This is a genomic window from Neotabrizicola sp. VNH66 (assembly GCF_049445895.1).
Taxonomy (GTDB): domain Bacteria; phylum Pseudomonadota; class Alphaproteobacteria; order Rhodobacterales; family Rhodobacteraceae; genus Pseudogemmobacter.
In genome coordinates this window covers 116,912-141,533 of record NZ_JBMSDW010000003.1, presented here as the reverse complement: position 1 = coordinate 141,533, position 24,622 = coordinate 116,912, and the positions used below count along the sequence as shown (strand labels likewise).

At 67.7% G+C, this 24,622-nt stretch carries 21 protein-coding genes; 15 read left to right on the top strand and 6 right to left on the bottom strand.

Annotated elements, in window-relative coordinates; genetic code table 11:
* Positions 1–30: 30 nt before the first annotated feature.
* Entirely contained in the window at positions 31–675 is a 645-nt protein-coding gene (locus tag ACO2Q5_RS05445) for a GcrA family cell cycle regulator (protein WP_423288703.1), read from the bottom strand.
* Between the two features lie 286 nt (positions 676–961).
* Between ACO2Q5_RS05445 and ACO2Q5_RS05440 the strand changes: the two genes are divergently transcribed.
* The 3 genes from ACO2Q5_RS05440 to ACO2Q5_RS05430 all read left to right on the top strand — a co-directional run bounded on the left by ACO2Q5_RS05440 (position 962) and on the right by ACO2Q5_RS05430 (position 3,721).
* A complete protein-coding gene (locus ACO2Q5_RS05440; RefSeq protein ID WP_423288701.1) occupies positions 962–2,140 on the top strand; it encodes an aspartate aminotransferase family protein in 1,179 nt (392 codons plus the stop codon).
* An 88-nt stretch (positions 2,141–2,228) separates the two neighbouring features.
* The gene (gene argF, locus ACO2Q5_RS05435) at positions 2,229–3,155 is read left to right on the top strand and encodes an ornithine carbamoyltransferase (protein WP_423288699.1); all 927 of its coding nucleotides are present in this window, start codon (positions 2,229–2,231) and stop codon (positions 3,153–3,155) included.
* A gap of 14 nt (positions 3,156–3,169) precedes the next feature.
* Positions 3,170–3,721, top strand: coding sequence for an isochorismatase family protein (locus tag ACO2Q5_RS05430; protein WP_423288697.1), 552 nt, complete (start codon positions 3,170–3,172; stop codon positions 3,719–3,721).
* On the opposite strand, the gene ACO2Q5_RS05425 is transcribed toward ACO2Q5_RS05430, so the two are convergent.
* Entirely contained in the window at positions 3,700–4,884 is a 1,185-nt protein-coding gene (locus ACO2Q5_RS05425; RefSeq protein ID WP_423288695.1) for an MFS transporter, read from the bottom strand. The genes ACO2Q5_RS05430 and ACO2Q5_RS05425 overlap by 22 nt on opposite strands.
* A gap of 265 nt (positions 4,885–5,149) precedes the next feature.
* Between ACO2Q5_RS05425 and hrpB the strand changes: the two genes are divergently transcribed.
* From hrpB to ACO2Q5_RS05395, 6 genes are all read left to right on the top strand, one after another.
* A complete protein-coding gene (gene hrpB, locus ACO2Q5_RS05420; RefSeq protein WP_423288693.1) occupies positions 5,150–7,552 on the top strand; it encodes an ATP-dependent helicase HrpB in 2,403 nt (800 codons plus the stop codon).
* Positions 7,553–7,594: 42 nt separating this feature from the next.
* Positions 7,595–8,956, top strand: a complete 1,362-nt coding sequence (gene rimO / locus ACO2Q5_RS05415; protein ID WP_423288691.1) for a 30S ribosomal protein S12 methylthiotransferase RimO — start codon at positions 7,595–7,597, stop codon at positions 8,954–8,956.
* The gene (gene cobU, locus ACO2Q5_RS05410) at positions 8,953–9,480 is read left to right on the top strand and encodes a bifunctional adenosylcobinamide kinase/adenosylcobinamide-phosphate guanylyltransferase (RefSeq protein ID WP_423288690.1); all 528 of its coding nucleotides are present in this window, start codon (positions 8,953–8,955) and stop codon (positions 9,478–9,480) included. The genes rimO and cobU overlap by 4 nt, the downstream gene beginning before the upstream one ends.
* On the top strand, positions 9,477–10,040 hold the full coding sequence (locus ACO2Q5_RS05405; RefSeq protein ID WP_423288688.1) for a histidine phosphatase family protein: 564 nt from the start codon (positions 9,477–9,479) through the stop codon (positions 10,038–10,040). Before cobU ends, ACO2Q5_RS05405 begins: the two co-directional genes overlap by 4 nt.
* Positions 10,041–10,115: 75 nt before the next feature.
* Positions 10,116–10,988, top strand: a complete 873-nt coding sequence (locus tag ACO2Q5_RS05400; protein WP_423288686.1) for a glutathione S-transferase — start codon at positions 10,116–10,118, stop codon at positions 10,986–10,988.
* 138 nt (positions 10,989–11,126) lie between these two features.
* Positions 11,127–12,638 carry a YifB family Mg chelatase-like AAA ATPase gene (locus ACO2Q5_RS05395; RefSeq protein WP_423288684.1) on the top strand — a complete coding sequence of 504 codons (1,512 nt, stop codon included), beginning with the start codon at positions 11,127–11,129 and terminating at the stop codon, positions 12,636–12,638.
* 188 nt (positions 12,639–12,826) lie between these two features.
* Here the strand turns inward: ACO2Q5_RS05395 and gshB are convergent, their stop codons facing one another.
* Genes gshB through rsmI form a run of 3 tightly spaced genes read right to left on the bottom strand, consistent with a single transcriptional unit; the run spans position 12,827 to position 15,122 of the window.
* Positions 12,827–13,771: a glutathione synthase gene (gene gshB / locus ACO2Q5_RS05390; RefSeq protein ID WP_423288682.1), complete on the bottom strand. Its 945-nt coding sequence runs from the start codon at positions 13,769–13,771 to the stop codon at positions 12,827–12,829.
* A 59-nt stretch (positions 13,772–13,830) separates the two neighbouring features.
* Positions 13,831–14,229, bottom strand: coding sequence for a YraN family protein (locus ACO2Q5_RS05385; RefSeq protein ID WP_423288680.1), 399 nt, complete (start codon positions 14,227–14,229; stop codon positions 13,831–13,833).
* Positions 14,230–14,246: 17 nt separating this feature from the next.
* Positions 14,247–15,122 carry a 16S rRNA (cytidine(1402)-2'-O)-methyltransferase gene (gene rsmI / locus ACO2Q5_RS05380; protein ID WP_423288678.1) on the bottom strand — a complete coding sequence of 292 codons (876 nt, stop codon included), beginning with the start codon at positions 15,120–15,122 and terminating at the stop codon, positions 14,247–14,249.
* A gap of 88 nt (positions 15,123–15,210) precedes the next feature.
* On the opposite strand from rsmI, the gene ACO2Q5_RS05375 reads away from it, so the two are divergent.
* From ACO2Q5_RS05375 to murJ, 3 genes are read left to right on the top strand one after another with little or no spacing between them, the layout of a single operon-like run.
* A complete protein-coding gene (locus ACO2Q5_RS05375; protein ID WP_423288676.1) occupies positions 15,211–16,383 on the top strand; it encodes a penicillin-binding protein activator in 1,173 nt (390 codons plus the stop codon).
* Between the two features lie 34 nt (positions 16,384–16,417).
* Complete coding sequence (locus ACO2Q5_RS05370) at positions 16,418–19,186, top strand: [protein-PII] uridylyltransferase (RefSeq protein ID WP_423288674.1); 2,769 nt, start codon at positions 16,418–16,420, stop codon at positions 19,184–19,186.
* A gap of 37 nt (positions 19,187–19,223) precedes the next feature.
* Positions 19,224–20,768, top strand: coding sequence for a murein biosynthesis integral membrane protein MurJ (gene murJ / locus ACO2Q5_RS05365; protein WP_423288672.1), 1,545 nt, complete (start codon positions 19,224–19,226; stop codon positions 20,766–20,768).
* Here the strand turns inward: murJ and ACO2Q5_RS05360 are convergent.
* Entirely contained in the window at positions 20,765–21,454 is a 690-nt protein-coding gene (locus ACO2Q5_RS05360; protein WP_423288670.1) for a rhomboid family intramembrane serine protease, read from the bottom strand. The two genes, murJ and ACO2Q5_RS05360, sit on opposite strands and share 4 nt — an antisense overlap.
* Before the next feature lie 95 nt (positions 21,455–21,549).
* Between ACO2Q5_RS05360 and trpS the strand changes: the two genes are divergently transcribed.
* The 3 genes from trpS (at position 21,550) to ACO2Q5_RS05345 (ending at position 24,598) form a co-directional block, all read left to right on the top strand.
* Positions 21,550–22,605 (top strand): tryptophan--tRNA ligase, encoded by a 1,056-nt coding sequence (gene trpS, locus ACO2Q5_RS05355; protein WP_423288668.1) that lies wholly within the window; start codon positions 21,550–21,552, stop codon positions 22,603–22,605.
* 14 nt (positions 22,606–22,619) lie between these two features.
* Complete coding sequence (locus ACO2Q5_RS05350; protein WP_423288666.1) at positions 22,620–23,720, top strand: hypothetical protein; 1,101 nt, start codon at positions 22,620–22,622, stop codon at positions 23,718–23,720.
* A 377-nt stretch (positions 23,721–24,097) separates the two neighbouring features.
* Positions 24,098–24,598 carry a YbjN domain-containing protein gene (locus ACO2Q5_RS05345; RefSeq protein WP_423288664.1) on the top strand — a complete coding sequence of 167 codons (501 nt, stop codon included), beginning with the start codon at positions 24,098–24,100 and terminating at the stop codon, positions 24,596–24,598.
* Positions 24,599–24,622 lie beyond the last annotated feature (24 nt).

Below are 24,622 nucleotides of genomic sequence, written 5' to 3'. Positions count from 1 at the left end.
CGGGGCCTTCGGCATTCTGCAAAAACGGCCTCAGCGGCGACGGTCGCGCCGCGCGCTCATCGGCTGGAACGCCACGCCGACATGGGCCTCGCAATAGGGTTTGCCCGGCAGGCTGGGCAGGCCGCAGAACCAGAAATCATCCGTCGCCGGGTCACCGATCGGCCATTTGCACGTCCGCTCGGTCAGTTCCATCAGCGTAAGCCTGCGCGCGCGCTTTTCCACCTCGCGCACCGAGGCCAGCGCCTCGGGGCTGATCTCATTCTGGCTGGGCTGCGGCGGCAGCGGCTGGCCCGCGGGCACAATCGGCTTGCGCACCGGCAGGGGCGTCACATTCGACGCGGCCGGCGCCGGCCGCTGTTCGGCGGCAGGGCGGGGCGCAGCCGCGGCCGCAGGGGCGGCTTCGGGCCGCGGGGCAGGCGCCGGTTCCACCTTGGGCGCGGCGGCCTGCGCAGGCTCGGCCTTCGGGGCGGACACCGGGGCTGCGGCGGGCGCGGCCTCTGCCGTGCCCTCCTCATCCTCCTTGCCGCCCACACGGTTCGAGAGGCCAAGCCGATGGACCTTCCCGATCACGGCATTGCGGGTTACACCGCCAAGTTCCTTGGCGATCTGGCTGGCCGACTGGCCCTCCACCCACATCCGTTTCAGAAGTTCGACACGTTCGTCCGTCCAGGACATCGAAGGCTCCGCCTCTGCAAAGTAACCGCGCTATCCTAACGGTTGCCGCAGGGGGGGTGCAAGGGCAGCCGGTGCATGACCGGGCATCCCGGCGCAGAAACCGCTTTCCCGAAGCGGGAAATCCGGCTATGGCAGCGCCATGACCAACGCCCCGCATCAGATTCTGCGCGCACGACGCCGATAAGGCGATGGTCCCGGCCTGCCCGGCCGTTTCCGGGCACCCCCCTGTTGACACCTGCAATCGCCCGGCCTTACGGCTAGGCTTCCCCATACGAAGGGTCATTCCATGATTTCCGCCGTCCTGCCGACCTACAACCGTGCCCCCGTCGCCTTTGACCATGGCGAGGGCAGCTGGCTGACCGCTACGGACGGGCGACGCTTCCTCGACCTCGGTTCGGGCATTGCGGTGAACGCGCTTGGCCATTGCCACCCGGAACTGGTGCGGACCCTGACCGAACAGGCGCAGAAGCTCTGGCATGTGTCGAATGTCTATTCGATCCCGGAACAGGAGCGGCTGGCCGCGCTTCTGGTGGAACGCACCTTTGCGGATACCGTCTTCTTCACCAATTCCGGCACCGAAACCGCCGAACTGGCGATCAAGATGGCGCGCAAGTTCCATTATGAGAACGGCCAGCCCGAACGCACCGGCTTCATCGCCTTCGAAGGCGCGTTCCACGGCCGTTCCACCGGCGCCATCGCGGCCGCCGGGTCCGAGAAGATGGTCAAGGGTTTCGGCCCCCTCATGCCCGGCTTCACCACCCTGCCCTGGGGTGACATGGCGGCCCTGCGCGCGGCGCTGACCGATCAGACCTGCGCGGTGATCGTCGAACCCATTCAGGGCGAAGGCGGCATCCGCCCGCTGCCCGATGCCATGCTGAAGGAAATCCGCGCGCTTTGCGATGCGACCGGCACACTCCTGATCCTGGATGAGGTGCAATGCGGCATGGGTCGCACCGGCAAGCTTTTCGCCCATGAATGGAAGGGCGTGACACCCGATGTCATGATGGTGGCCAAGGGCATCGGCGGCGGCTTCCCCTTGGGCGCGGTGCTGGCCACCGAGCGCGCAGCAAAGGGCATGGTCGCGGGCACCCATGGCTCCACCTATGGCGGCAACCCGCTCGGCTGCGCCGTGGGCGCGCGGGTGGTAGAACTGGTCTCGGACCCGGCCTTCCTGGCCGAGGTGGGCCGCAAGGGCGCCCTCCTGCGGCAGGGGCTGGAAGGCCTCGTCGCCAGCCACCCCAAGGTCTTCGAAGAGGTCCGCGGCGAAGGGCTGATGCTGGGCCTGAAATGCCGCCCCGCCCCCGCCGATGTGGTCAAGGCGGGCTATGCGCAGGAGATCCTGACCGTCGCCGCGGCGGACAATGTGCTGCGCCTGCTGCCGGCGCTGAACATCCCCGACGAGGATATCGCCGAGGCGCTGGCCCGCCTTGACCGCACCGCGACCGAGATCGAAAAATCCCTCTGATCATTTTCTGTCCCTAAATATCCCGGGGGTCCGGGGGCTGGCCCCCGGCCTTCGCTCAAAAGCCGTCGGCATCCGAAAAGCGAACGTCATGAACCATTTCCTTGATATCCACAAAACCGACCCCGCCCATCTGCGGTCGATGATCGACACCGCCCATGCGATGAAGGTCGCCCGCAACGGCCGCCCCAAGGGTGCGCCGGACGACGACCAGCCGCTGAAAGGCCGCATGGTCGCGTTGATCTTCGAAAAGCCCTCCACCCGCACGCGCGTGTCCTTTGATGTGGGCGTCCGGCAACTGGGCGGCGAGACGATGGTGCTGTCGGGCAAGGAAATGCAGCTCGGCCATGGCGAGACCATTGCCGATACCGCCCGCGTCCTGTCGCGCTATGTCGACATGATCATGATCCGGACGTTCGAGGAGATGACCCTTCTCGAAATGGCCGAACATGCCACCGTCCCGGTGATCAACGGGCTGACCAACCGCACCCACCCCTGCCAGATCATGGCCGATGTGCTGACCTATGAAGAGCACCGCGGCCCGATCGCCGGGAAAAAGGTGGTCTGGGCGGGCGATGGCAACAATGTCTGCGCCAGCTTCCTGCATGCCGCGGGGCAGTTCGGGTTCGACTTCACCTTCACCGGGCCGGAAACGCTGGATCCGGAAGACAAATTCGTGGCCTTCGCCCGGGAGAAGGGCAGCAAGGTCACGATCCAGCGCGACCCGTTCACCGCGGTCGAAGGTGCCGATCTGGTCGTCACCGACACCTGGGTTTCCATGCATGACCCCGAAAGCGCCAAGGAACGCCGCCACAACCAGCTGCGGCCCTATCAGGTGAACGAGCAGCTGATGAGCCGGGCCAAGCCCGACGCCCTGTTCATGCATTGCCTGCCCGCGCACCGGAATGACGAGGCGACCAGCGCCGTGATGGACGGCCCGCATTCGGTGATCTTCGACGAGGCCGAAAACCGCCTGCACGCCCAGAAGGCGGTGATGCGCTGGTGCCTTGGCCTCTGATCCGGAGAGGAGACATGAAAACCGCGCTTCTGGTCATCGACATGCAGGAGGGTATGGCCCAACGCAGCCGTGCCGGCCGCGAGCGTGCCAATCCGCAGGCCGAAGCGCATACCGCCGGTCTTCTGGCGCTGTTCCGCAGCCGCGGCCTGCCGGTGGTTCATGTCCATCACGACGACCCGGACCCCGGGTCGCCGTTCCGGCGGGACAACCCGCTGGGCGCTCCGATGGCCTGCGCCCGCCCGCTGCCGGACGAACCGGTGTTCTGGAAATCCGGCAGCTCGGCCTTTGCCGGAACCGGGCTGGAGGCCTGGCTGCGGCAGCAGGACATCGGCCGTATCGTGCTGATCGGGGCGGTCGCGGCCTTCTGCGTCACCTCCAGCACCCGCTGGGCCAGCGATCTGGGGTTCGAGGTCATCCTGCCCGGCGATGCGCTGATCGGTTTCGACATTGCCGCCCATGATGGCGGGCGGATCGACGCCGACACCGTGCTGCGGGTCACGCTGTCACTTCTGGGCGCCGATTTCGCCCGGCTGGTGACCGCAGGTCAGGTGGCCACGCTGGTCTGAGCTGGCACCGCCCGCCCGTCGGCCATGGCTGCCCGCCCCGCCAGCGGCATGACCACGATCAGAAGGGTCGCCAGCCCGCCATAGGTGTAGCGGAAGCCCACATGCTCGGCCAGCCAGCCGATCAAGGCGGGCACGACCAGAATGCCCGCATAGCCCAGCATGGTCACCGCCGCCATGGCCGCGCCAGCCCGCTGCCCTGGGTAATTCCCGGCGGCCGAGAACAGGATCGGCACCATATTCGCCACCCCGAGACCCGCCAGCGCAAAGCCCGCAATCGCCACCGGTGCCGTGGGGGCCAAGGCCCCGATCAGCAGCCCCGCCGCGCCGACAAGTCCCGAGGCGCGCAAGGTCGCCACCGCGCCGAACCGGTTGCGGATGCCGTCTCCGGCAAAGCGCACCAGTGCCATCGCCCCCGAGAAGAAGGCAAAGCCCAGACCCGCGGCAAAGGGAGAGGCCGCCAGTTCCTGCCCCAGATAGATGGCCGCCCAGTCCAGCACCGCGCCTTCGGGCACCACGCAGAACAAGGCCATCACTCCCAGAAGCCAGATGCCCGCCTCCCGCGGGAGCAGCCTTGCCCGCGGCGCATCCTGTGTCACGGGATGCGGCGGCTCGCCCCGCAGGAAACGCAGCGCGATCAGGATCGTGGCCAGCATCGCCGCCGAGGTGCTCAGCGCCTGCACCTCGGCCGAGACATGGGCGATCAGCCAGCTGCCCAGAGTGCCGCCCACGAAACCGCCCAGACTCCAGAACCCGTGGGACGAGGACATGATCGCCCGCCCCAGCCGCCGCTCCACCTCGACCGCGTTGGAATTCATCGCCACATCCATGGAGCCGGTGATGCCGCCGAAGGCCGCCATGGCAAGGGCCAGCAGCACGACATTGGGCGCCAGCACCACCAGAGGCAGCATCGGCACCAGCAGGAAGGCAAAGGCCCGCAACACCGGCACGGTGCCGAACCGCCCGATCAGCCGCCCGGCGAACAGCATCGCACCGACCGCGCCGATGCCCAGGCCCAGGATCAGCAGGCCCAGCTGCGCCTCGGTGATGCCATGGCGGGGCAACAGCAGCGGAATCTGCGGCGCCCAGGCCCCCATGGCAAAGCCATTCGCCGTGAACATCGCCGCCACCGCGCGCCGCGCATTCCGCGCTTCCTGACCCGTCATCTGCCTCTCCTGTTTGCGCAAACAGTCCTAGCGCGGCCGCAAAGCGACCGGAAGCCCGCGCGCGTCACATCGGATTTCAGGGCTGAAACAGTCGTCGCAGGGGGCTCTGCCCCCTCGCGCTGGCGCGCTCACCCCCGGGATATTTGGACCAGTATGAATGGGCAAAGGTCTTTCATACTGGTCCAAATATCCCCGCCGGAGGCATCTCCGGCCCGTATCGGGCGCGGCGCTGGTCTTGGCGCCTGCGGCTTGGCATAAGGCGGGGATGATCGCCCTGCCCGTCTCTGCCATCCTGCCCGAACTGCGTGCCGCACTGGCGGCGCGGGGGCTGGCCGTTCTTCAGGCGCCGCCCGGGGCGGGCAAGACCACTGTGGTGCCGCTGGACCTTTTGTCGGCGGGGCTGTTCCCCGGACGCATCGTGATGCTGGAGCCGCGGCGGCTGGCCGCGCGCGCCGCGGCGGAGCGGATGGCCGAGACTTTGGGCGAGCCGGTCGGCCAGCGCGTGGGATACCGCATCCGGGGCGAGGCGAAGGTCTCGACCGCGACCCGGATCGAGGTGGTGACCGAGGGCATCCTGACGCGGATGATCCAGTCCGATGCCGAACTGCCGGGCGTGTCCTGCCTGATCTTCGACGAATTCCACGAACGCTCGCTCTTCGCGGATCTGGGGCTGGCGCTGGCTTTGGAGGTGCGGGCGGCGCTGCGGCCCGATCTGGCGCTGGTCGTGATGTCGGCCACGCTGGATGCGGCACCGGTGGCCGCGCTGATGGGCGATGCGCCGATGATCACCGCCGAGGGCCGCGCCTTTCCGGTCGAGACCCGCTGGCTGCCGCGGCCTGTGGACGCTTCGCTGCGCTATGAGGCGGCGGTGGCGGGCCTTGTGCGGCAGGCTCTGGAGGAGACCGAGGGCGGCGTTCTGGTCTTCCTGCCCGGCGAGCGCGAGATCCGGCGGGTGGAACAGGCCCTGTCAGGCATCCCCGGCCTTGCGCTGCGCCCCCTGTTCGGGGCGATGGATTTCGCGGCGCAACGCGCGGCGCTGGCGCCCGCGGAGGGGCGCAAGGTGGTGCTGGCGACCTCCATCGCCGAAACCTCGCTGACCCTGCCGGATATCCGGGTGGTGGTGGATGGCGGGCGGGCGCGGCGGGCGCGGTTCGACCCGGCCTCCGGCATGTCGCGGCTGGTGACGGAGCGGGTCACGAAGGCGGAGGCCGAGCAGCGCCGTGGCCGCGCGGGCCGGGTGGCCGAGGGAATCTGCTACCGGCTCTGGACCCGCGGCGAAGAAGGGGGCCTTGCCGCCTTTCCTCCGGCCGAGATCGAGGCCGCCGATCTGGCGCCCCTTGCGCTGGAACTGGCGCAATGGGGGTCTGATGCGCTCCCGTTCCTGACGCCGCCGCATCCAGGCACTTTGGCCGAGGCGCGGGCGCTGCTGGCGGGCCTCGGCGCATTGGACGGCCACGGGATCACCGCGCATGGGCGACAGCTGGCCGCTTTGCCGCTGCACCCGCGGCTGGCGCATATGCTGGCCGTGGCGGGACCTTCCGCTGCGCCTCTGGCGGCCCTGCTGGAGGAGCGCGATCCGCTGCGGGGCGCCGGTCCGGATCTTGGCCTGCGGCTGCGCGCCATCGACCGTCCGCCGGCGGAGGCGAACCGGGCGGTGATCGAGCGCATAAGGGCCGAGGCGAAACGGCTGGCGCGGGCCGTCCCTTCAGGCACCGCCACGGGGCTGAGCACGGCACAGATGGCGGCGCTGGCTTACCCGGACCGCGTGGGCCTGCGCCGCAAGGGGGACGCGCCGCGCTATCTGCTGTCCGGTGGCAAGGGCGCGGTGGTGGCCGAGGGCACGGCCCTGGCCAGGGCCCGGCTGATCGTCGCCACCGATCTGGACGGCGACCCGCGCGAGGCGCAGGTCCGGCAGGGCATCGAGATTTCCGAAGAAGAGCTGCGCGCCGTGCATGGCGACGCGATCCGCTGGACCGAAGCGGTGGCGTGGGACCGGCGCGAGGGGCGGATCAGCGCCCGGCGGCAGGAGATGTTCGGCGCCCTGCCGCTGGCTGACCGCGCATGGCCCGATGCCCCGCCCGAGGCGCTGGCCCGTGCCGCGCTGGAAGGGTTGCGCACCCTTGGCCTGCCATGGACACCTGCCGCCCGTCGGCTGCGCGCCCGCATCGCGCTGACCCGGGCCGAGGACTGGCCCGAGGTGACGAATGAGGCGCTGCTGGCGGGCGACTGGCTGCTGCCGCATCTGACCGGGCGGCGGAGCGAGGCGGAGCTGCGCGCGCTGGACCTGTCCGAGCCGCTGAAGGCCTATCTGGGCTGGAACCGCATGGCCGAGGTGGACCGGCTGGCGCCTGCGGCCTTTGTCACGCCTTTGGGCCGGGCGGTGCCCATCGACTATGACGGCGATCACCCCTCCATCTCGGTCCGGTTGCAGGAGATGTTCGGCGTCACCCGCCATCCGGTGGTGGGCCAGAACCGCCTGCCCTTGCGGGTGACGCTGCTGTCCCCCGCGCAGCGCCCGGTGCAGGTCACGCTGGACATCCCGCGGTTCTGGGCCACCTCTTACGCCGATGTGCGCAAGGACATGCGCGGCCAGTATCCCCGCCACCCCTGGCCCGAAGACCCGACCGAGGCCGAGCCTACGCTGCGTGCAAAGCCGCGTGGCACCTGACGCCCCTACCCATGACGCCCGCGAATCGCTATATGCGCGGCCATGTCCCAGAACCCGCCACTCCTCCGCCCCGATCTTGCCCGCGCCACCGTGCCCGACACGCCCCGGCGCGAGGGCCAGCCGACCATCGGCATGGTCAGCCTTGGCTGCCCCAAGGCGCTGGTGGACAGCGAACGCATCCTGACCCGGCTCCGGGCCGAGGGTTATGCGATCAGCCCCGATTACACCGGCGCCGATGCGGTGATCGTGAACACCTGCGGCTTCCTCGACAGCGCCAAGGCCGAAAGCCTTGAGGCGATTGGCGAGGCGTTGCGGGAAAACGGCCGCGTGATCGTCACCGGCTGTCTGGGGGCGGAGCCGGAATATATCACCGGCGCGCATCCGAAGGTGATGGCCGTCACCGGGCCGCATCAATACGAATCCGTGCTGGATGCCGTGCACAGCGCCGTGCCGCCCGCGCCCGATCCGTTCATTGACCTGTTGCCCGCCAGCAGCGTCAGCCTGACCCCGCGGCATTACAGCTATCTGAAGATCTCGGAAGGCTGTGATCACAAGTGCAAATTCTGCATCATCCCCGACATGCGCGGCAAACTGCAGTCGCGCCCGCACAAGGCGGTGATGCGCGAGGCGGAGAAGTTGGTTCAGGCCGGGGTGAAGGAGCTGTTGGTCATTTCGCAGGACACCAGCGCCTATGGCGTGGACTGGAAGGACCGCGACACCAAATTCCCGATCCTGCCCCTGGCGCGTGATCTGGGGTCCTTGGGTGCGTGGGTGCGGATGCATTACGTCTACCCCTACCCGCATGTGCGCGAGCTGATCCCGGCGATGGCCGAGGGGCTGGTGCTGCCCTATCTGGACATTCCGTTCCAGCACGCCCACCCCGACACCTTGCGCCGGATGGCCCGGCCCGCGGCGGCCGCCCGCACGCTGGATGAAATCGCCGCATGGCGCCGCGATTGCCCGGATATCGTCCTGCGATCGACCTTCATCGTGGGCTATCCCGGTGAAACGGAAGAGGAATTCCAGACCCTGCTGGACTGGCTGGATGAGGCGCAGCTGGACCGGGTGGGTGCGTTCAAATACGAAAACGTCAAGGGCGCGCGGTCCAACGCCCTGCCCGACCATGTGCCGGAAGAGGTGAAGGAAGAGCGTTACGCCCGCTTCATGGAGCGCGCGCAAGCGATTTCCGAGGCGAAGCTGGCCGCCAAGGTGGGCAGCCGTATCGAGGTGATCGTGGATGAGGTGGACGCAGACGGCGCCACCTGCCGCACCAAGGCCGATGCGCCGGAGATCGACGGCAACCTGTTCATCGACGAAGGTTTTGACGACCTGAAACCGGGCGACATCGTCACGGTGGAGGTGGACGAGGCCGGGGAATATGACCTCTGGGGGCGGCTGGCGTGAGCCACGGGCTGCCGCAGCTGACCTTCGTCACCGGCGGCGCGCGATCCGGCAAGTCGCGTTTTGCCGAAGGGCTGGCCCGCGCTTCTGGCCTGCCGCGCCGCTACATCGCCACCGCGCAGGCCTTCGATGCCGAGATGGAAGACCGCATCGCCCGCCACAAGGCCGACCGCGGCACGGATTGGCAGACGCTGGAGGCGCCGCATGACCTTGGCCCCGCGCTGGCGGACGGCGCCGGGGCGGTCACGCTGGTCGATTGCGCGACGCTGTGGCTGACCAACCGGATGCTGGCGGGCGACGATCTGGCGCAGGCTACAGAGGGACTCCTCGCTGCGCTCCTTGCCGCGCCCGGCCCGGTGATCGTGGTCTCGAACGAGGTGGGCTGGTCCATCGTTCCGGAAAACGCGCTTGCCCGCACCTTCCGCGATGAACAGGGGCGGCTGAACCAGCGGCTGGCCGCGGCCTCTGGGTTGGCGGTGGCGGTGATCGCGGGGCTGCCCTTGGTGTTGAAAGGCACCCTGCCATGAGCCGGCTTTGGCTCGTGCGTCATGGCCCGACCCATGCCAAAGGCATCGTCGGCTGGACCGACCTTCCCGCCGATCTGTCCGACACCGCCGCCCTCGCGCGGCTGAACGCGCATCTGCCGCAGGTGCCGGTGATTTCCTCGGACCTCAGCCGCGCGGTGGCCACCGCCGATGCCCTTGCCCCCCGCCCGCGTCTGCCGCACGATCCCGCGCTGCGCGAGCTGAACTTCGGCCGCTGGGAAATGCGCAGCTATCCTGAGATCGAGGCCGAAAGCCCCGAGCTGGCCCGCGCTTTCTGGGACCCGCCCGGATCCGTCCGCGCGCCCGGCGGCGAAAGCTGGGATGAGATGGTCGCCCGTGTCAGCCCCGCCCTGCACCGCATCGCCGCCGCCCGGGCAGAGACCATCGTCGTCGCCCATTTCGGCGTGATCGTCGCCGCGATCCAGCTGGCGGGCCGGATGGACCCGGTCGAGGCGACGGGCCACCGGATCGAAAACCTTTCCGTCACCTGTCTGGACCTTGGCCCCCACCCCGCGGTGCATGGAATCAATCACATTCCGTGATGGAACCCGCCACGAAACGGCATTTCCCCCGCGCTGCGCAGCGCCCTAATCTGCGCCGCAGAAACGGAGTGTTCCATGACCTATGACCTTGTGATCGGCGACCGCGGTTATTCCAGCTGGTCCCTGCGCGGCTGGCTGTTGTTCGATGCCTTCGGGATTCCGGTCCGCACCCATTCCGCCCGGCTTTACACCGATGAACTGCCGAAGCTTCTGGCCGACGGCTTCTTCCCCGGTCGCACCGCCCCCACGATGCGCACGCCCGACGGCGTGGTGGTGCCCGAAACCATCGCCATTGCCGAGGAACTGGCCAGCCGCCACCCGGAGGCCGGAATCTGGCCCGCCGATCCCAAAGCCCGCGCCACCGCCCGGGTTCTGGCAGCCGAGATGCATGCGGGGTTCACTGCCCTCCGCAGCCATTGCCCGATGAACCTGCGCGTCAGCTATACCGATTGCGCGCCCCCGGATGAGGTGCTGGCCGATCTGGAAAGGCTGCAGGTCCTGTGGGCCTGGGCGCGGCAGGTGACCGGGGCCAAAGGCCCGTGGCTTTGCGGCGATTATTCGGCGGCGGATGCGTTCTTTGCCCCGGTGGCGACGCGGATCGCCACCTATAACCTGCCCGTGGGCGCCGCCGCGCTGGCCTATGTGAACGCCCATCTGGCGCATCCCTCCTTCCGCCGCTGGCGGGCGATGGGGCTGGTGGACGGCGCGGATCAGCCGTTCTACCGCCGCGACTATCCTCGGCGAGACTGGCCCGGTCCGGTGACGCTGGCCGCGCGTGCCGTGACGGGGACCGAGGCGGAAAACAGGGCCTGCCCCTATTCCGGCAAGCCCGTCACCCATGTGCTGGAACTGGCGGGCCGCCGCTTCGGCTTCTGCAACGCCTTTTGCCGCGACAAGACCGTGGCCGACCCCGAGGCCTGGCCGAAGTTCATGGCAATTTACCGCTAGGCCTGCGCCCCGCCGGCAAGGTGCCTCCGGCGGGGATATTTGGACAAAGTGGATTGCAGGCGCGGTTCAGACCCCCTGCCCTTAACCAATCCCTAACCATTCGCCGCCTACGTTAACGAAGATGAACGGAGGCGGCGAATGGTGGCGCGGGCCTATACGGTGGCCTTCGAAGGGGTCGAGGCCCGCATGGTTGAGGTGCAATGCGCGCTTTCGACCGGGTCGCCCGCGTTCAATCTGGTGGGCCTGCCGGACAAGGCCGTCAGCGAGGCGAAGGAACGGGTCCGCACCGCCCTGCAGGCCCTGTCCATCGCCCTGCCCGCCCGGCGGATCACAGTGAACCTCTCCCCCGCCGATCTGCCGAAGGAGGGCAGCCATTTCGACCTGCCGATCGCGCTGTCGTTGCTGGCCGCGCTGGAGATCGTGCCCAAGGATGAGGTGGAACATACCGTTGCGCTTGGGGAATTGTCGCTGGACGGGCGGCTGGTGCCGGTCGCAGGCGCCCTGCCCGCCGCCATGGCCGCGGCCGAGGCGGATTGCGCCCTCCTTTGCCCGCGCGCCTGCGGGGCCGAGGCGGCCTGGGTCGGCGCGACCGAGGTGCTGGCCGCCGGGTCCCTGGCCGAGGTGGTGCGGCATTATACCGGGCAGGCCCCGCTGCCCCCCGCCACCGCGGGAGAGGTGACGGCCCGGCCCGGCGCGCAGGACCTGCGCGAGGTGAAGGGGCAGGAACGCGCGAAGCGCGCACTGGAGATTGCAGCGGCCGGGCGGCATCATCTGTTCATGGTGGGCACGCCCGGTTCGGGCAAGTCGATGCTGGCGGCGCGGCTGCCGGGCATCCTGCCGCCCTTGTCGCCGGTGGAGGCGCTGGAAACCTCGATGATCCATTCGCTGGCCGGGCTGCTGAACGAGGGCGGGATTTCCCGGCAGCGCCCGTTTCAGGACCCGCATCACACCGCCTCGGTCCCCGCGCTGGTGGGCGGTGGCAAGGGGGCGAAGCCGGGGCAGATCTCGCTGGCCCATAACGGGGTGCTGTTTCTGGACGAATTCCCCGAATTCCCCCGGGCCGTGCTGGAAACCCTGCGCCAGCCGCTGGAGACCGGAGAGGTGGTGGTGGCGCGCGCCGCGGCCCATGTCCGCTATCCCTGCCGGTTCCTGCTGGTGGCGGCGGCCAATCCCTGCCGCTGCGGTTACCTGACCGATCCGGAGCGGGCCTGCGGCCGGGCGCCCACCTGCGGCGAAGATTACCTTGGCCGGATTTCCGGCCCGCTGATGGACCGGTTCGACCTGCGGGTCGAGGTGCCGCCCGTGGCCTATGCCGATCTGGACCTGCCCGCGACCGGAGAGCGTTCGGACGTCATTGCCGCGCGGGTGGCGGCGGCCCGTGCCATTCAGGCCGACCGCTTCCCCGAGGCGCCGCACCGCACCAATGCGGACCTTCAGGGCGAGGCTCTGGAGCATTTCGCCGGGCCAGATGCCGAAGGTCGGGCGCTGATCTCGCGCGTGGCGGAACGGATAGGGCTGTCGGCACGCGGCTATCACCGGGTGCTGCGGGTGGCCCGCACCATCGCCGATCTGGCCGGGGCCGAGGCAGTGCGGAAGGAGCATCTGGCCGAAGCGATCAGCTTTCGCCTGACCACAGGCCTGCGGCCCTGAGGGGATGACCTTGGCCAGCCGGCGGGCGGCGATCCATGGCGCTCCACAATCCTTTGGCGATCCGCGCGGAGAGGTCTGGCGGAGAGGCCTGGCCGGAGAGCGATCAAGCCGGCCGGACACCTGCTCCTGCGTCTGCCAAGGCCGGCCGCAAGACCGGCTTCCGGCCCGGCGCTTGTGCCGCCTGACCCTCAGCCGGCGCGTTTCGCCTCGATCACTTCCCAGATCCGCGCCGCGGCATTGGTGCCGTCGAACCGCTCCAGCTCCTGAATCCCGGTGGGCGAGGTCACGTTGATCTCGGTCAGCCAGTCGCCGATCACGTCGATGCCGACGAAGACCTGTCCCTTTTCCTTCAGAACCGGGCCGATGGTGCGGCAGATTTCCAGATCGCGCTCGGTCAGGCCGATCTTCTCGGGGCGGCCGCCGACATGCATGTTGGACCGGGTCTCCCCCGCCTGTGGCACCCGGTTGATGGCGCCGACCGACTCTCCATCCACCAGAATCACCCGCTTGTCGCCCTTGGCCACGTCGGGCAGGAATTTCTGCACGATCATCGGCTCCCGGCTCATCCCGGTGAAGAGTTCGTGCAGAGAGGCGAGGTTGCGGTCGTTCGGATCCAGCCGGAACACCCCCGCGCCGCCATTGCCATAGAGCGGCTTCAGGATGATATCGCCATGTTTTGCCTTGAAGGCGCGGATCGTGGCCAGATCGCGGGCAATCGCCGTGGGCGGCGTCAGCTGCGGGAAGCGCAGGACGAGGAGTTTTTCCGGGTAGTTCCGGACCCAGAACGGGTCGTTCACCACCAGCGTTTTAGGATGGATCAGCTCCAGCAGATGGGTCGTGGTGATATAGCCCATGTCAAAGGGCGGGTCCTGCCGCAGCCAGACCACGTCGAAATCCGCCAGATCGACCTCGGTCTCCGGCCCGTAGGTGACGTGATTGCCCTGCTCACGCCGCAGCTCGATCGGGAAGCCGCGTGCGATCACCCTGCCTTCCACAAAGGCCAGCTTGTCGGGCGTGTAGAAGAACAGCGAATGGCCGCGGGCCTGCGCCTCCAGCGCGATGCGGAACGTCGAATCGGCGTTGATATTGACCGACCCGATCGGGTCCATCTGCAGGGCGACCTTCAGCGTCATGGGGCAACTCCGTTCTGACCGCCCCTTGATGGCGCAAAGGCCGGGCCGATGCAAACCGGCTACATCACGAAAAAGGCATCCTCCACCACTTCGATCTGGCCGGACTGATCGACCAGCGCAAGGTGATAGGCGCGTTCGGTGAAGGGCTGGCCCAGCACCCGGTCCACATATTCGTCCGAGGCGCCGTGGATCCGCAGCACCTGCGCCCGGCCCAGCCGTTCCGCGGCAAGCGCATGGGTCCGCGCCTGTTTCACTTCGACAAAGGTGACGCCGGTTTCCGACAGGAAGATCAGGTCGATTTCGCCGGAAAAGCCGCGCCAGCGCCGGTCGGCCAGCCGGTAGCCCCGCGCTGCATAATGGCGTTCCACCCCGGTTTCCGCGGCAGCGCCGGACAGATGCGCCCGCCGCCCACGCGTTTCGCGCCGGGCCCCGTCATCCGCCAGAAAATCGAGTGCCATGTGCCCCCCGGGGATCGTCAGCTGCGGCCAAGTGTCAGCGCCATCTGATAGGCCAGTTTGCGCGGAATCCCCAAAGTCTGCGACACAAAAGCTGCTGCATCCTTAACGCTCATGCTCTCCAGCGCATTTTTCAGCGCCTGTTCCACGCTTTCGGCGCTGGCCTCCTGCGGGGCGGCCCGGTCCACGACCAGCACATATTCGCCGCGCGGCTCGCGTGTTTCATATAGTTCCGCCAGCGCCGACAGGCTGTCGCGGATCACCTCCTCATGGCGTTTGGTCAGCTCGCGGCACAGCGCGGCGCGGCGGTCGCCGCCCAGAACCGCGGCGAGATCGGCCAGCGTCCGCGCCACGCGATGCGGCGATTCGTAAAGGATCAGCGTGGCCTGCACCGGGGCGAAGTCTTCCAGAAACCGCTTCCGCTCTCCCGCCGCGGCGGGGGGGAAGCCTGCGAACAGAAACCGGTCGGCCGGCAGCCCCGCCACCGTCAGCGCCGCCAGCACGGCAGACGGCCCGGGCGCGGCCAGCACCGGATGCCCGGCCTCGGCCGCGGCACGCGCCAGAATGAACCCGGGGTCCGAGACCAGCGGCGTGCCCGCCTCGGAGGCATAGGCCACGCTCTGCCCCGCTTCCAGCGCCGCCAGCACCCGGGGCACCGCGCCCTGTTCGTTGTGGTCATGCACCGCCAGCAGGGGCCGCTTGTTCAGCGCGATGCCATGGATTTCCATCAGGTGCCGCAGGGTGCGGGTGTCCTCGGCCGCCAGCACATCGGCGCCTGCCAGCAGATCCAGCGCGCGCAGCGTGATGTCGCGCGCCGCCCCGATGGGTGTCGAGACCAGATGCAGCCCGGGCGCCACGGCACCGGCTGCGGGGCGGAAGGGGGCCGATCCGCTCATCCCCGGTGCCGCGCCAAGTTTACTTCGGCCCCGGAAGCCTTTAACCTGCCCAAACCGTCTGCGCCTTTCCGATCCGTGAGGGAGTTTCATGTTGTCTCTAATCCGCACGGCCCGCAAGGCCCTGAGCCGAATCGCCACCGTTGGTGCCCTGATGCTGGCCGCGGCTTGCGTGCCCGCAGGCCAGCCCTCCGGTGGCGGCGGATCGCCAAGCCGCTCCGGCGCGGTCAAGGTCGCGCTGCTGGTGCCCGGCGGATCTGGCAATGCCAGCGATCAGGTGCTGGCGGACAGCCTTGTGAATGCGGCGAATCTGGCGATTGCCGATCTTTCCGGCGTGTCGATCGAGCTGAAGGTCTATCAGACCGGCGCCAACCCCGGTCAGGCGCAGGCCATGGCCCTGCGCGCGGCCGACGAAGGGGCCGAGATCATTCTGGGGCCGGTCTTCGCGCAGGAGTCGAATGCCGCAGGCGTCGCCATGGCAAGCCGCGGAATCAATGTGCTGGCCTTCTCGAACAACCCCGACATCGCCGGCGGCAATGTCTTTGTTCTGGGGCCGACCTTCGACAATACCGCGCGCCGGCTGGCAGGTTATGCCGTCCGCACCGGCAAGACCCGGATCATGATCGTGCATGAGCGCAACACGGTAGGCGATCTGGGCAAGGCCGCCATCCAGCGCGGCGTCGCCGCGGCCGGGGGTAGCGTCGTCGCCGTCTCCTCCTACGAATTCAGCCAGGCCGGCATCGCCTCCGCCGCGCCGGGCATCGTGAAGACCGCACGCGACACCGGCGCGAATGCCATGTTCCTGACCGCCGACACCGCGGGTGCCCTGCCGCTTTTGTCCCAGCTTCTGCTTGAGAACGGTGCCACACCGGCCACGACCCGGTTCATCGGGCTGACCCGCTGGGACGTGCTCCCCCAGACCCTTGGCCTGCCGGGGGTTCAGGGCGGCTGGTTCGCTTTGCCGGATCCCAACCTTTATGCCCAGTTCCAAAGCCGTTATCAGGCTGCCTTTGGCCAGCCGCCCCATCCGATCGCCGGACTGGCCTATGACGGAATCGCCGCCATCGGCGCGCTGGCCCGGCAGGGCCGTGACCTGTCGGCGGGCGCCCTGACCCAGAGCGCGGGCTTCGTCGGCGTCTCGGGCATCTTCCGTCTGCGCACGGACGGCACCAATGACCGCGGCCTTGCCGTGGCCGAAATCCGCAACAATCAGGTCGTCGTGATTGACCCCGCTCCCCGCAGCTTCTCCGGCGCCGGCCTCTGATACGGGCCGCGCCACCGCCACCGGCCCCCAGACCATGCCCGATTCCGGCGCCGATCTGCCCGCCGAACCTCTGCTGCTTCCGGCGGCAGAGATCGTCGATGCCAATGCGCTGGCTGCCACCATTCTGGCCGAGATCGCCGGAGAGACCGATCCCCGGGCCGCGCGCAGCATTGCGGTCCGCCATCTGACCGAAGCGAAGGCCCGCGGCAATGCGGCCCTTGCCGCGGCCTTTGCGGCCCATCCCCGGGCGGCCCGCGCATTGGTCACCGCGCAGGCCCATCTGACCGACGGCCTGGTCATCAGCGCCTTCGCCGTCGCGCGCAGCCTGCATCCGCTTCCGAACCCGACCGAAGGCGAACGGATCTGCGTCATCGCCGTGGGTGGCTATGGCCGGGCCGAGATGGCGCCGCAATCCGATGTGGACCTGCTGTTCCTGACGCCTTGGAAGATCACCGCCTGGGCGGAAAGCGTCATCGAATCCCTGCTCTATATGCTCTGGGATCTGAAGCTGAAGGTCGGCCATTCCAGCCGCACCGTGCGCGATTGCCTGCGTCTGGGACGCGAGGACATCACCATCCGCACCGCTTTGCTGGAGCACCGCTTCATCACCGGCGACCGGGCGCTGGCGCAGGAACTGGCCGAGAAGCTGTGGACCGAACTTTTCCGCAGCACAGGGCCGGAGTTCATCGAGGCGAAGCTGGCCGAACGGGCCGAGCGGCATAAACGGCAGGGTGGCCAGCGCTATGTGCTGGAGCCCAACGTCAAAGAGGGCAAGGGCGGACTGCGCGACCTGCAGACGCTTTACTGGATCGGCAAATACCTGAACCGGGTGCCACGCGCCGCTGGCCTTGTGCAGGCGGGCCTGTTCCGGCAGGAGGAATATGAGACCTTCCGTAATGCCGAAGACTTCCTCTGGGCTGTGCGCAGCCATCTGCATTACATCGCGGGCCGCCCCACGGACCAGCTGACCTTTGACCTGCAACCCGAAGTCGCCGCCCGCATGGGCTATGCCGACAGCGGCGGGCGCCGGGCGGTGGAAATCTTCATGCAGGATTATTTCCGCCACGCCACCCGCGTGGGCGAGCTGACCCGCGTCTTCCTGACCGAACTGGAGGCCCGCCACGCCAAGCGCGAAGCCTCGCTGACCGGCATGTTCAAGCTGCGCAAGCGGGTGAAATCGGGCTATACGCTGGTGCAGGGCCGCATCGACCTGCGCGACCCGAAGGATTTTCTCAGGAACAAGCTGAACCTGCTGCGGGTGTTCGAGGAAGGCCTGCGCACCGGATATCTGCTGCATCCCAATGTCATGCGTCTGGTCGCGGCCAATCTGGACCGCATCGACGACGACATGCGCGAAGACCCGGAGGCGGCGCGGATCTTCCTGGACCTGCTGCTGAAGCACGGCAACCCGGAACGCAGCTTGCGCCGGATGAACGAACTGGGCGTCCTCTCCGCCTTCATCCCCGAGTTCGAGCCGATCGTGGCGATGATGCAGTTCAACGTCTATCACCATTACACGGTGGACGAGCACATCATCCAATGCATCTCGACCCTCGCCCAGATCGAGCGTGAGGAACTGCGGGAAGAACTGCCGCTGTCATCGGAAATCCTGAAGGCGGGGGTGAACCGCAAGGTTCTGTATGTGGCGCTTCTGCTGCATGACATCGGCAAGGGCCGACCCGAGGATCATTCGATCCTGGGCGCACAGATCGCGCGCCGGGTGGCCCCGCGGCTTGGGCTGACGGACGAGGAATGCGAGACGGTGGAATGGCTGGTCCGCCATCACCTGCTGATGTCCGACATGGCGCAGAAGCGCGATATCGGCGATCCGCGCACGGTGCGGGATTTCGCCAAGGCGGTGAAGACGAGAAAGCGGTTGGACCTGCTGACCGTGCTGACGGTCTGCGACATCCGCGGCGTGGGTCCGGGCACATGGAACAACTGGAAAGCCGCGCTGCTGCGCCAGCTGCACCGCGTGACGGCGGCGGCGCTGGAAGGCGGGCTGGAAGGTGTCAACCGCGAGAACCGCGAGGATGAGGCCAAGCGCGCGCTGCGCGAAAAGCTGACCAGCTGGGAGAGCCGGGACCTGCGGGCGGAACTGTCCCGGCATTATGCCCCCTACTGGCAGGGCCTGCCGACCGAGACGCATCTGGTCTTTGCCTTGCTGTTGCAGGGCATCGGCGACAATGAAATCCGCATCGACCTGCACCCCGACCCCGACCGCGACGCGACGCGCGCCTGTTTCGCGCTGGCCGATCATCCCGGCATCTTCTCGCGCCTTTCCGGCGCGCTGGCGCTGGTCGGCGCCAATGTGCGGGACGCGCGGACCTATACGTCGAAGGACGGCTATGCCACCGCGGTGTTCTGGATTCAGGACGCCGAGGGCAAACCCTATGAGACTTCGAAGCTCCTCCGCCTGCGGCAGATGATCGGCAAGACGCTGCGTGGCGAAGTGGTCGCGCGCGAGGCGCTGAAGGACCGCGACCGCGTGAAGAAACGCGAACGCGAGTTCCGCTTCCCCACCCATGTCATGTTCGACAACGAAGGGTCGGACATCTACACGATCATCGAGGTGGACACCCGCGACCGGCCCGGCCTTCTCTATGACCTGACGCGGACGCTGGCGAACAACAACATCTCCATCGTCTCGGCCGTGATCGCCACCTATGGCGCGCAGGTGGTGGATACGTTCTACGTCAAGGACATGTTCGGCCTGAAGCTGCACCAGAAATCCAAGCAGGACAGTCTGGAGCGCAAACTGCGTCAGGCCATCATCGAAGGCGCGGAGCGGGCGCAGGCATGAACGGGCCGCGGGCGCGCGCCAGAGGAAAGCACAGGGCATGAAACCGATCCGGCTGGTCTCGGGCTTTCTGACGGTGGGGATGTGGACGCTTCTGTCGCGCATCGTGGGCTTTGTCCGTGACGCGATGGTCGCCGCATGGCTCGGCTCCGGCCCGGTGGCCGAGGCGTTCTATATCGCGCAAAGCCTGCCCAACATGTTCCGCCGCTTCTTTGCCGAAGGCGCCTTCAATCTGGCCTTCGTGCCGATGTTCGCCAAAAAGCTTGAGGCGGAGGAAGATGCCGAAGGTTTCGCCCGCGATGCCTATTGGTTCATGGCGGCGTTCCTGAGCGTGTTTTCCGTCTTCGGCCATTTCATCATGCCCGCGCTGGTTCTGGCCATGGCGGCGGGCTTTGCCGGGGATGAGCGGTTCGATATCGCCGTCACGCTTGGCCGCATCTGCTTTCCCTATATCCTCTTCATCTCGCTGACGGCGCTTTTGTCGGGCGTGCTGAATGCCATGGGCCGGTTTCTGGCCACGGCGGTGGCGCCCGTCCTGATGAATGTCTTCCTCGTCATCTCTATGTTCGCGGCCGACTGGTTCGGCTGGAACGTGGGTGAGGTGCTGGCCTGGACCGTGACGCTGTCCGGGGCGCTGCAACTGCTGTTCGTCTGGGGCGTGCTGCGGATGCAGGGCTTCCGTATTCCCTTTCGCCGCCCCCGCCTGACGCCGGAACTGAAACGGCTGTTCCTGATCGCCGCACCTGCAGTGCTGGCCGGCGGCGTGGTGCAGATCAACCTGATCGTGGGCCGCCAGGTCGCCAGCTTCACCGAAGGGGCGGTGGCCTGGCTGTACAACGCGGACCGCCTCTATCAGCTGCCCTTGGGCGTGGTGGGCATCGCCATCGGCGTGGTGCTGCTGCCGGACCTGTCGCGCCGGTTGCGGGCGGGCGATGCCGAGGGCGGACGCACCAGTTTCAACCGCGGGGCTGAATTCGCGCTGTTCCTGACCGTGCCCGCCGCCGTGGCGCTGGCCGTGATCGCGCTGCCGATCATCACCGTGCTGTTCGAGCGCGGCGCCTATACCGCGCAGGACAGCGCGATGACCGCGCCCGCGCTGGCGATCTATGCGCTAGGCCTGCCCGCCTTCGTGCTGCACAAGGTTCTGCAGCCATTGTTCTATGCGCGCGAGGATACCCGGCGCCCGTTCAACTATGCCGTGGTGTCGATGGTGGTGAATGCTGTCGTGGCCTTCGGGCTGATGCCCTTCACCGGCTATCTGGCCGCCGCGCTGGCGACCACCCTTTCCAGCTGGGTCATGGTCTGGCAGCTCTGGCGCGGCACCCGCAGCATGGGCGAGGCGGCGGCACTGGATGACCGCTTCCTTTACCGCAGCCAGCGCATCCTTTTGTCCTCAGGCGTGATGGCCGCGGTTCTCTGGGGCCTTGTCTGGCTGATGGGGGCCGCCAGCACGCGGCCGCTGCCGCTTCTGCTGCTGATCGTGGCGGGGGCCGGGTCCTATTTCGCCGCAGCCGCAGTCACGGGCGCGATGAGACCGGCCGAGATCAAAGGCTTTCTGCGCCGCCGCCCGGCCGCAAAGGACTAACGGCTGCGCAGCCGTTCCCGCACCCGTGACAGACCACCGGGGCTGACCACGAAGGACAGAAGGAAGCCGGTGGCAAAGCCCGCAAGCTCGGCCACCCAGACATATCCGCCGCCGAACAGAAGCGCGAAGAGAAGCTGCGTGCCCAGAAGAAAGCCGATCAGGGTAAAGGCCCGGAACTGGCTGCTGCCCGTCCCGGCAAGCCGCACCCAGATCAGGAAGGTGAAGGCCCCGATCAGCCCGTAATCCGCCGGAAACGCGCCCATCAGGGGCGCCCGTTCAGCAGGCAGCGCCACGGCATAGACCAGCGCGCCGACAAATGCCGACCCCGCCCAGATCACCAGCACCGCCCACCAGCGGAACAGCTCTGCCACCATCTTTCCCAGGGCCAGCAGGATGACCACGGCAAAGATCGTGCTGGTCGTCGTCGGATGGACGAAAAGATAGGTCAGCATCCGCCACGGCTCATAGGGCAGCCAGCGGCCATCCCCCCAGGCCACCTGCAGGAACTGCGGGCTGAAGGCGAAATCCTGCACCGCCTGCAGCCGCCAGCCGATCCCTGAATCGCCCCCGGCCAGCCCGCTTTCGCCAAGGGCCAGCACCACCTCCATCGCGATCAGCGGCAGGGTCAGCGCCCAGACGATCCACGGCAGCGGGTTCAGCGGAGAGGGATCGGATCGGTTCTGCATGCCTGCCTTCTGTCCTGGGTCCAAGCGGGGCCGTTGACGCCCCCTCCCCCATGGCTTACGCCGTGCGGGTTGCATTTTCCAGCCGGAGCGAGACCATGTCCGCAGAAGCAACGGCGGTCCAAACGCCGAAAGCCTTCAAACCCCGCATCTTCTCGGGCATCCAGCCTTCGGGTGGCCTGACGCTTGGCAATTATCTGGGCGCGCTGAAGCGGTTTGTCGAAAAGCAGAACGAGGGGATCGAGACGATCTATTGCCTCGTCGATCTGCATGCGATCACCGTCTGGCAGGACCCCGAAAAGCTGCGCCACCAGACGCGCGAAGCGGCGGCCGCCTTCATCGCGGCGGGGATCGACCCTGCCCGCTCAATCCTGTTCAACCAGAGCCAAGTCTCGGGCCATGCCGAACTGGCATGGATTTTCAACTGCATCGCCCGCATCGGCTGGATGTACCGGATGACGCAGTTCAAGGACAAGACGGCGGGCAAGAACGCCGAGAACTCGTCCCTTGGCCTGCTGGCCTATCCGTCGCTGATGGCGGCGGACATTCTTCTCTATCACGCGACCCACGTGCCCGTGGGCGAGGATCAGAAGCAGCATCTGGAACTGACCCGCGACATCGCGATCAAGTTCAACCATGACTACAAGACCGATTTCTTCCCGGTGACCGAGCCGGTGATCGAAGGCGCCGCCACCCGGGTGATGAGCCTGACCGACGGCACGAAAAAGATGTCGAAATCCGACCCTTCGGACAATTCGCGCATCAACATGACCGACGATGCGGACACCATCGCCAAGAAGATCCGCCGCGCCAAGACCGACCCCCTGCCCCTGCCGGAGACGGCCGAGGGGCTGAAGGACCGGCCCGATGCGCGCAATCTGGTGAACATCTACGCGGGCCTCTCGGGCCGGACGGTGGATCAGGTGGTCGCCGAATATGCGGGCGCCCAGTTCGGCGTGTTCAAGCCGAAGCTGGCCGATCTGGCCGTGTCGGTCCTGTCGCCGATTTCCACCGAGATGAACCGGCTGATGGCCGACCCGGCTGAGATCGACCGGACCTTGGGTCAGGGCGCCGACCGGGCCGATGCGATTGCCGCGCCGATCCTTGAGCGGGCCTATGACCTTGTGGGCATGATCCGCTCACGCCGGCGCTGAGCGGGGACGGGCGGATGCGCGGGCGGCTCCGGCGGTTTGCACGCTGGACCGCCCGTGCCGGCCTGACGCTGATGCTGGTGGTGTCGCTGGCCCTGTCGGGCTGGTCGGCGCTGCGGATTTCCCGCGATCCCCTGCTGCGCCCGGTGATCGACCGGGTGGGACAGGACCTTGCCGCCGCGGTGGAGCGCGAGATGGCCGAGGCCGCCACCCCGCAGGCGGTGACCTCGCGGATGTGGGTTCTGCTGACACAGCTGCCGCGCAACTGGATTGCCATTCAGGCGGTCGAGGAAATCGCCGTGGACCGCGCCATCGACCTGCCAGCCGATCTGGTGGCGGCGCGTCAGGCGGCGTGGGACGAGGATTCCAGCTATCTCTCCATCGCGGGCGCCTGCCTGTCCTGCACCGTGGATGCGGCGAGCTGCTCCTTGTCGCAGGCGCTGATCTGCAACGCGCCGGTGGCCTTTACCCCGGTGGGCGACGCCATTGGTATCGGCAAGGCCGGCTACGCCGCGGCAACCGGGGGAGAGGTGGACCGGCTGGATCTTGCGCTGTCGCTGATCGGCCTTGGCGCGACAGTGGCGGTGGCGGCAACGGGCGGCACCTCCTACACGCTGAAGGCGGGGGCGGGCCTTCTGAAACTGGCCCGGAAGATGAGCCTTGTGCCCCCGCGCCTGCTGGCATTGGTGACCGAGGCCGCCACGAAGGGCATCCGCTGGGATGCGGCATTGAAATGGGACAGCGTGACCGATCCCGCGCGGCTGCTGAACGCCGACGCCGTTGCCCCGGTGGCGGCGGTGGCATCGGACCTTGGCCGGCTCGACGAGGCTTTGGGTAGCACCCGCACCCTGCATCTTCTGCGCCATATCGACGGGCCGGACGACGCCCGCCGTCTGGCCGAGGCGGTCAGCGTGATGGGGCCGCGCACCATCGGCACGCTGGAAATTCTGGGCAAGTCGCGGTTCATGCGCGCCGCGATCCGCTGGTCGGACGAGGCGGCAGCGCTGGTTGCCGGGCTGGTGGGGCTGATGCTCAGCTTTGGCCTCGCGGTGGCGGGGCTGGTGCAGTCACTGTGTCTGCGGGCCCTGCGTCGCGGGCTGCGGGCGGCGGCGCGCTGATCTGTCATACGGATGAATCCAACCGCTGCTCTGGATGGGTTCAGGCGGGTCTGTCCCCCTTTCCCCAGCCCGGCCCCATCCCCCCCCGGTTCCGGGTCCCGCCCCTTCCGCGCCCCGTGTCACCCTGACACGGGGCTTTTTTCTCCATTGCTGCGGAAGGCCGCCGGTTTTCCCCTCCAGATGCTGGGGTTCCCCACAAGAACCTGTGTTTTCCACAAGTCTTCCCACAAGAAACGACTTTACAGGCGGGTGCTTTCGACTCACCATGCGGACAACAATATCTGGTGATTTGTCTGCGCCTTTCCGCAGCACCTTGCCGGAACAGCAGCTTCTGGTGGCAACGACCCGACGAAGCCCAAGGACGAGGCGGGGCAGGAATGGCGCTATCCGAAGACTACCTCGGGGATGAGATTCATCCCATCGACATCGTCGAGACTCTCGCCGCCCATCATGCCTGGGAATTCGACCGGGTGACCGACGACCAGATCGCTATGGCGGTCGAAGGCCAGTGGCGCAGCTATGCCCTGACGCTGGCCTGGTCCGCGCAGGATGAGACGCTGCGGCTGATCTGCACCTTTGAGATGGACCCGCCCGAGGCGCGGATGCCCGCGCTTTATGACCTGATGAACCGCTGCAACGACATGGTCTGGACCGGCGGCTTCACCTGGTGGGCTGAACAAAAGCTGATGGTCTGGCGCTATGGCCTGTGCCTTGCCGGTGGCCAGATCGCCGGGCCGGAGCAGATCGACAAGCTGATCGGTGGCGCCGTCATGGCGTCCGAGCGGTTCTATCCCGCCTTCCAGATGGTGCTTTGGGGGGACCAGTCCCCGGCCGATGCGCTGAAGGTTGCCATTGCAGAGGCTTACGGCCGCGCCTAACCTCCGGCCCCAAAAGACGGGGGC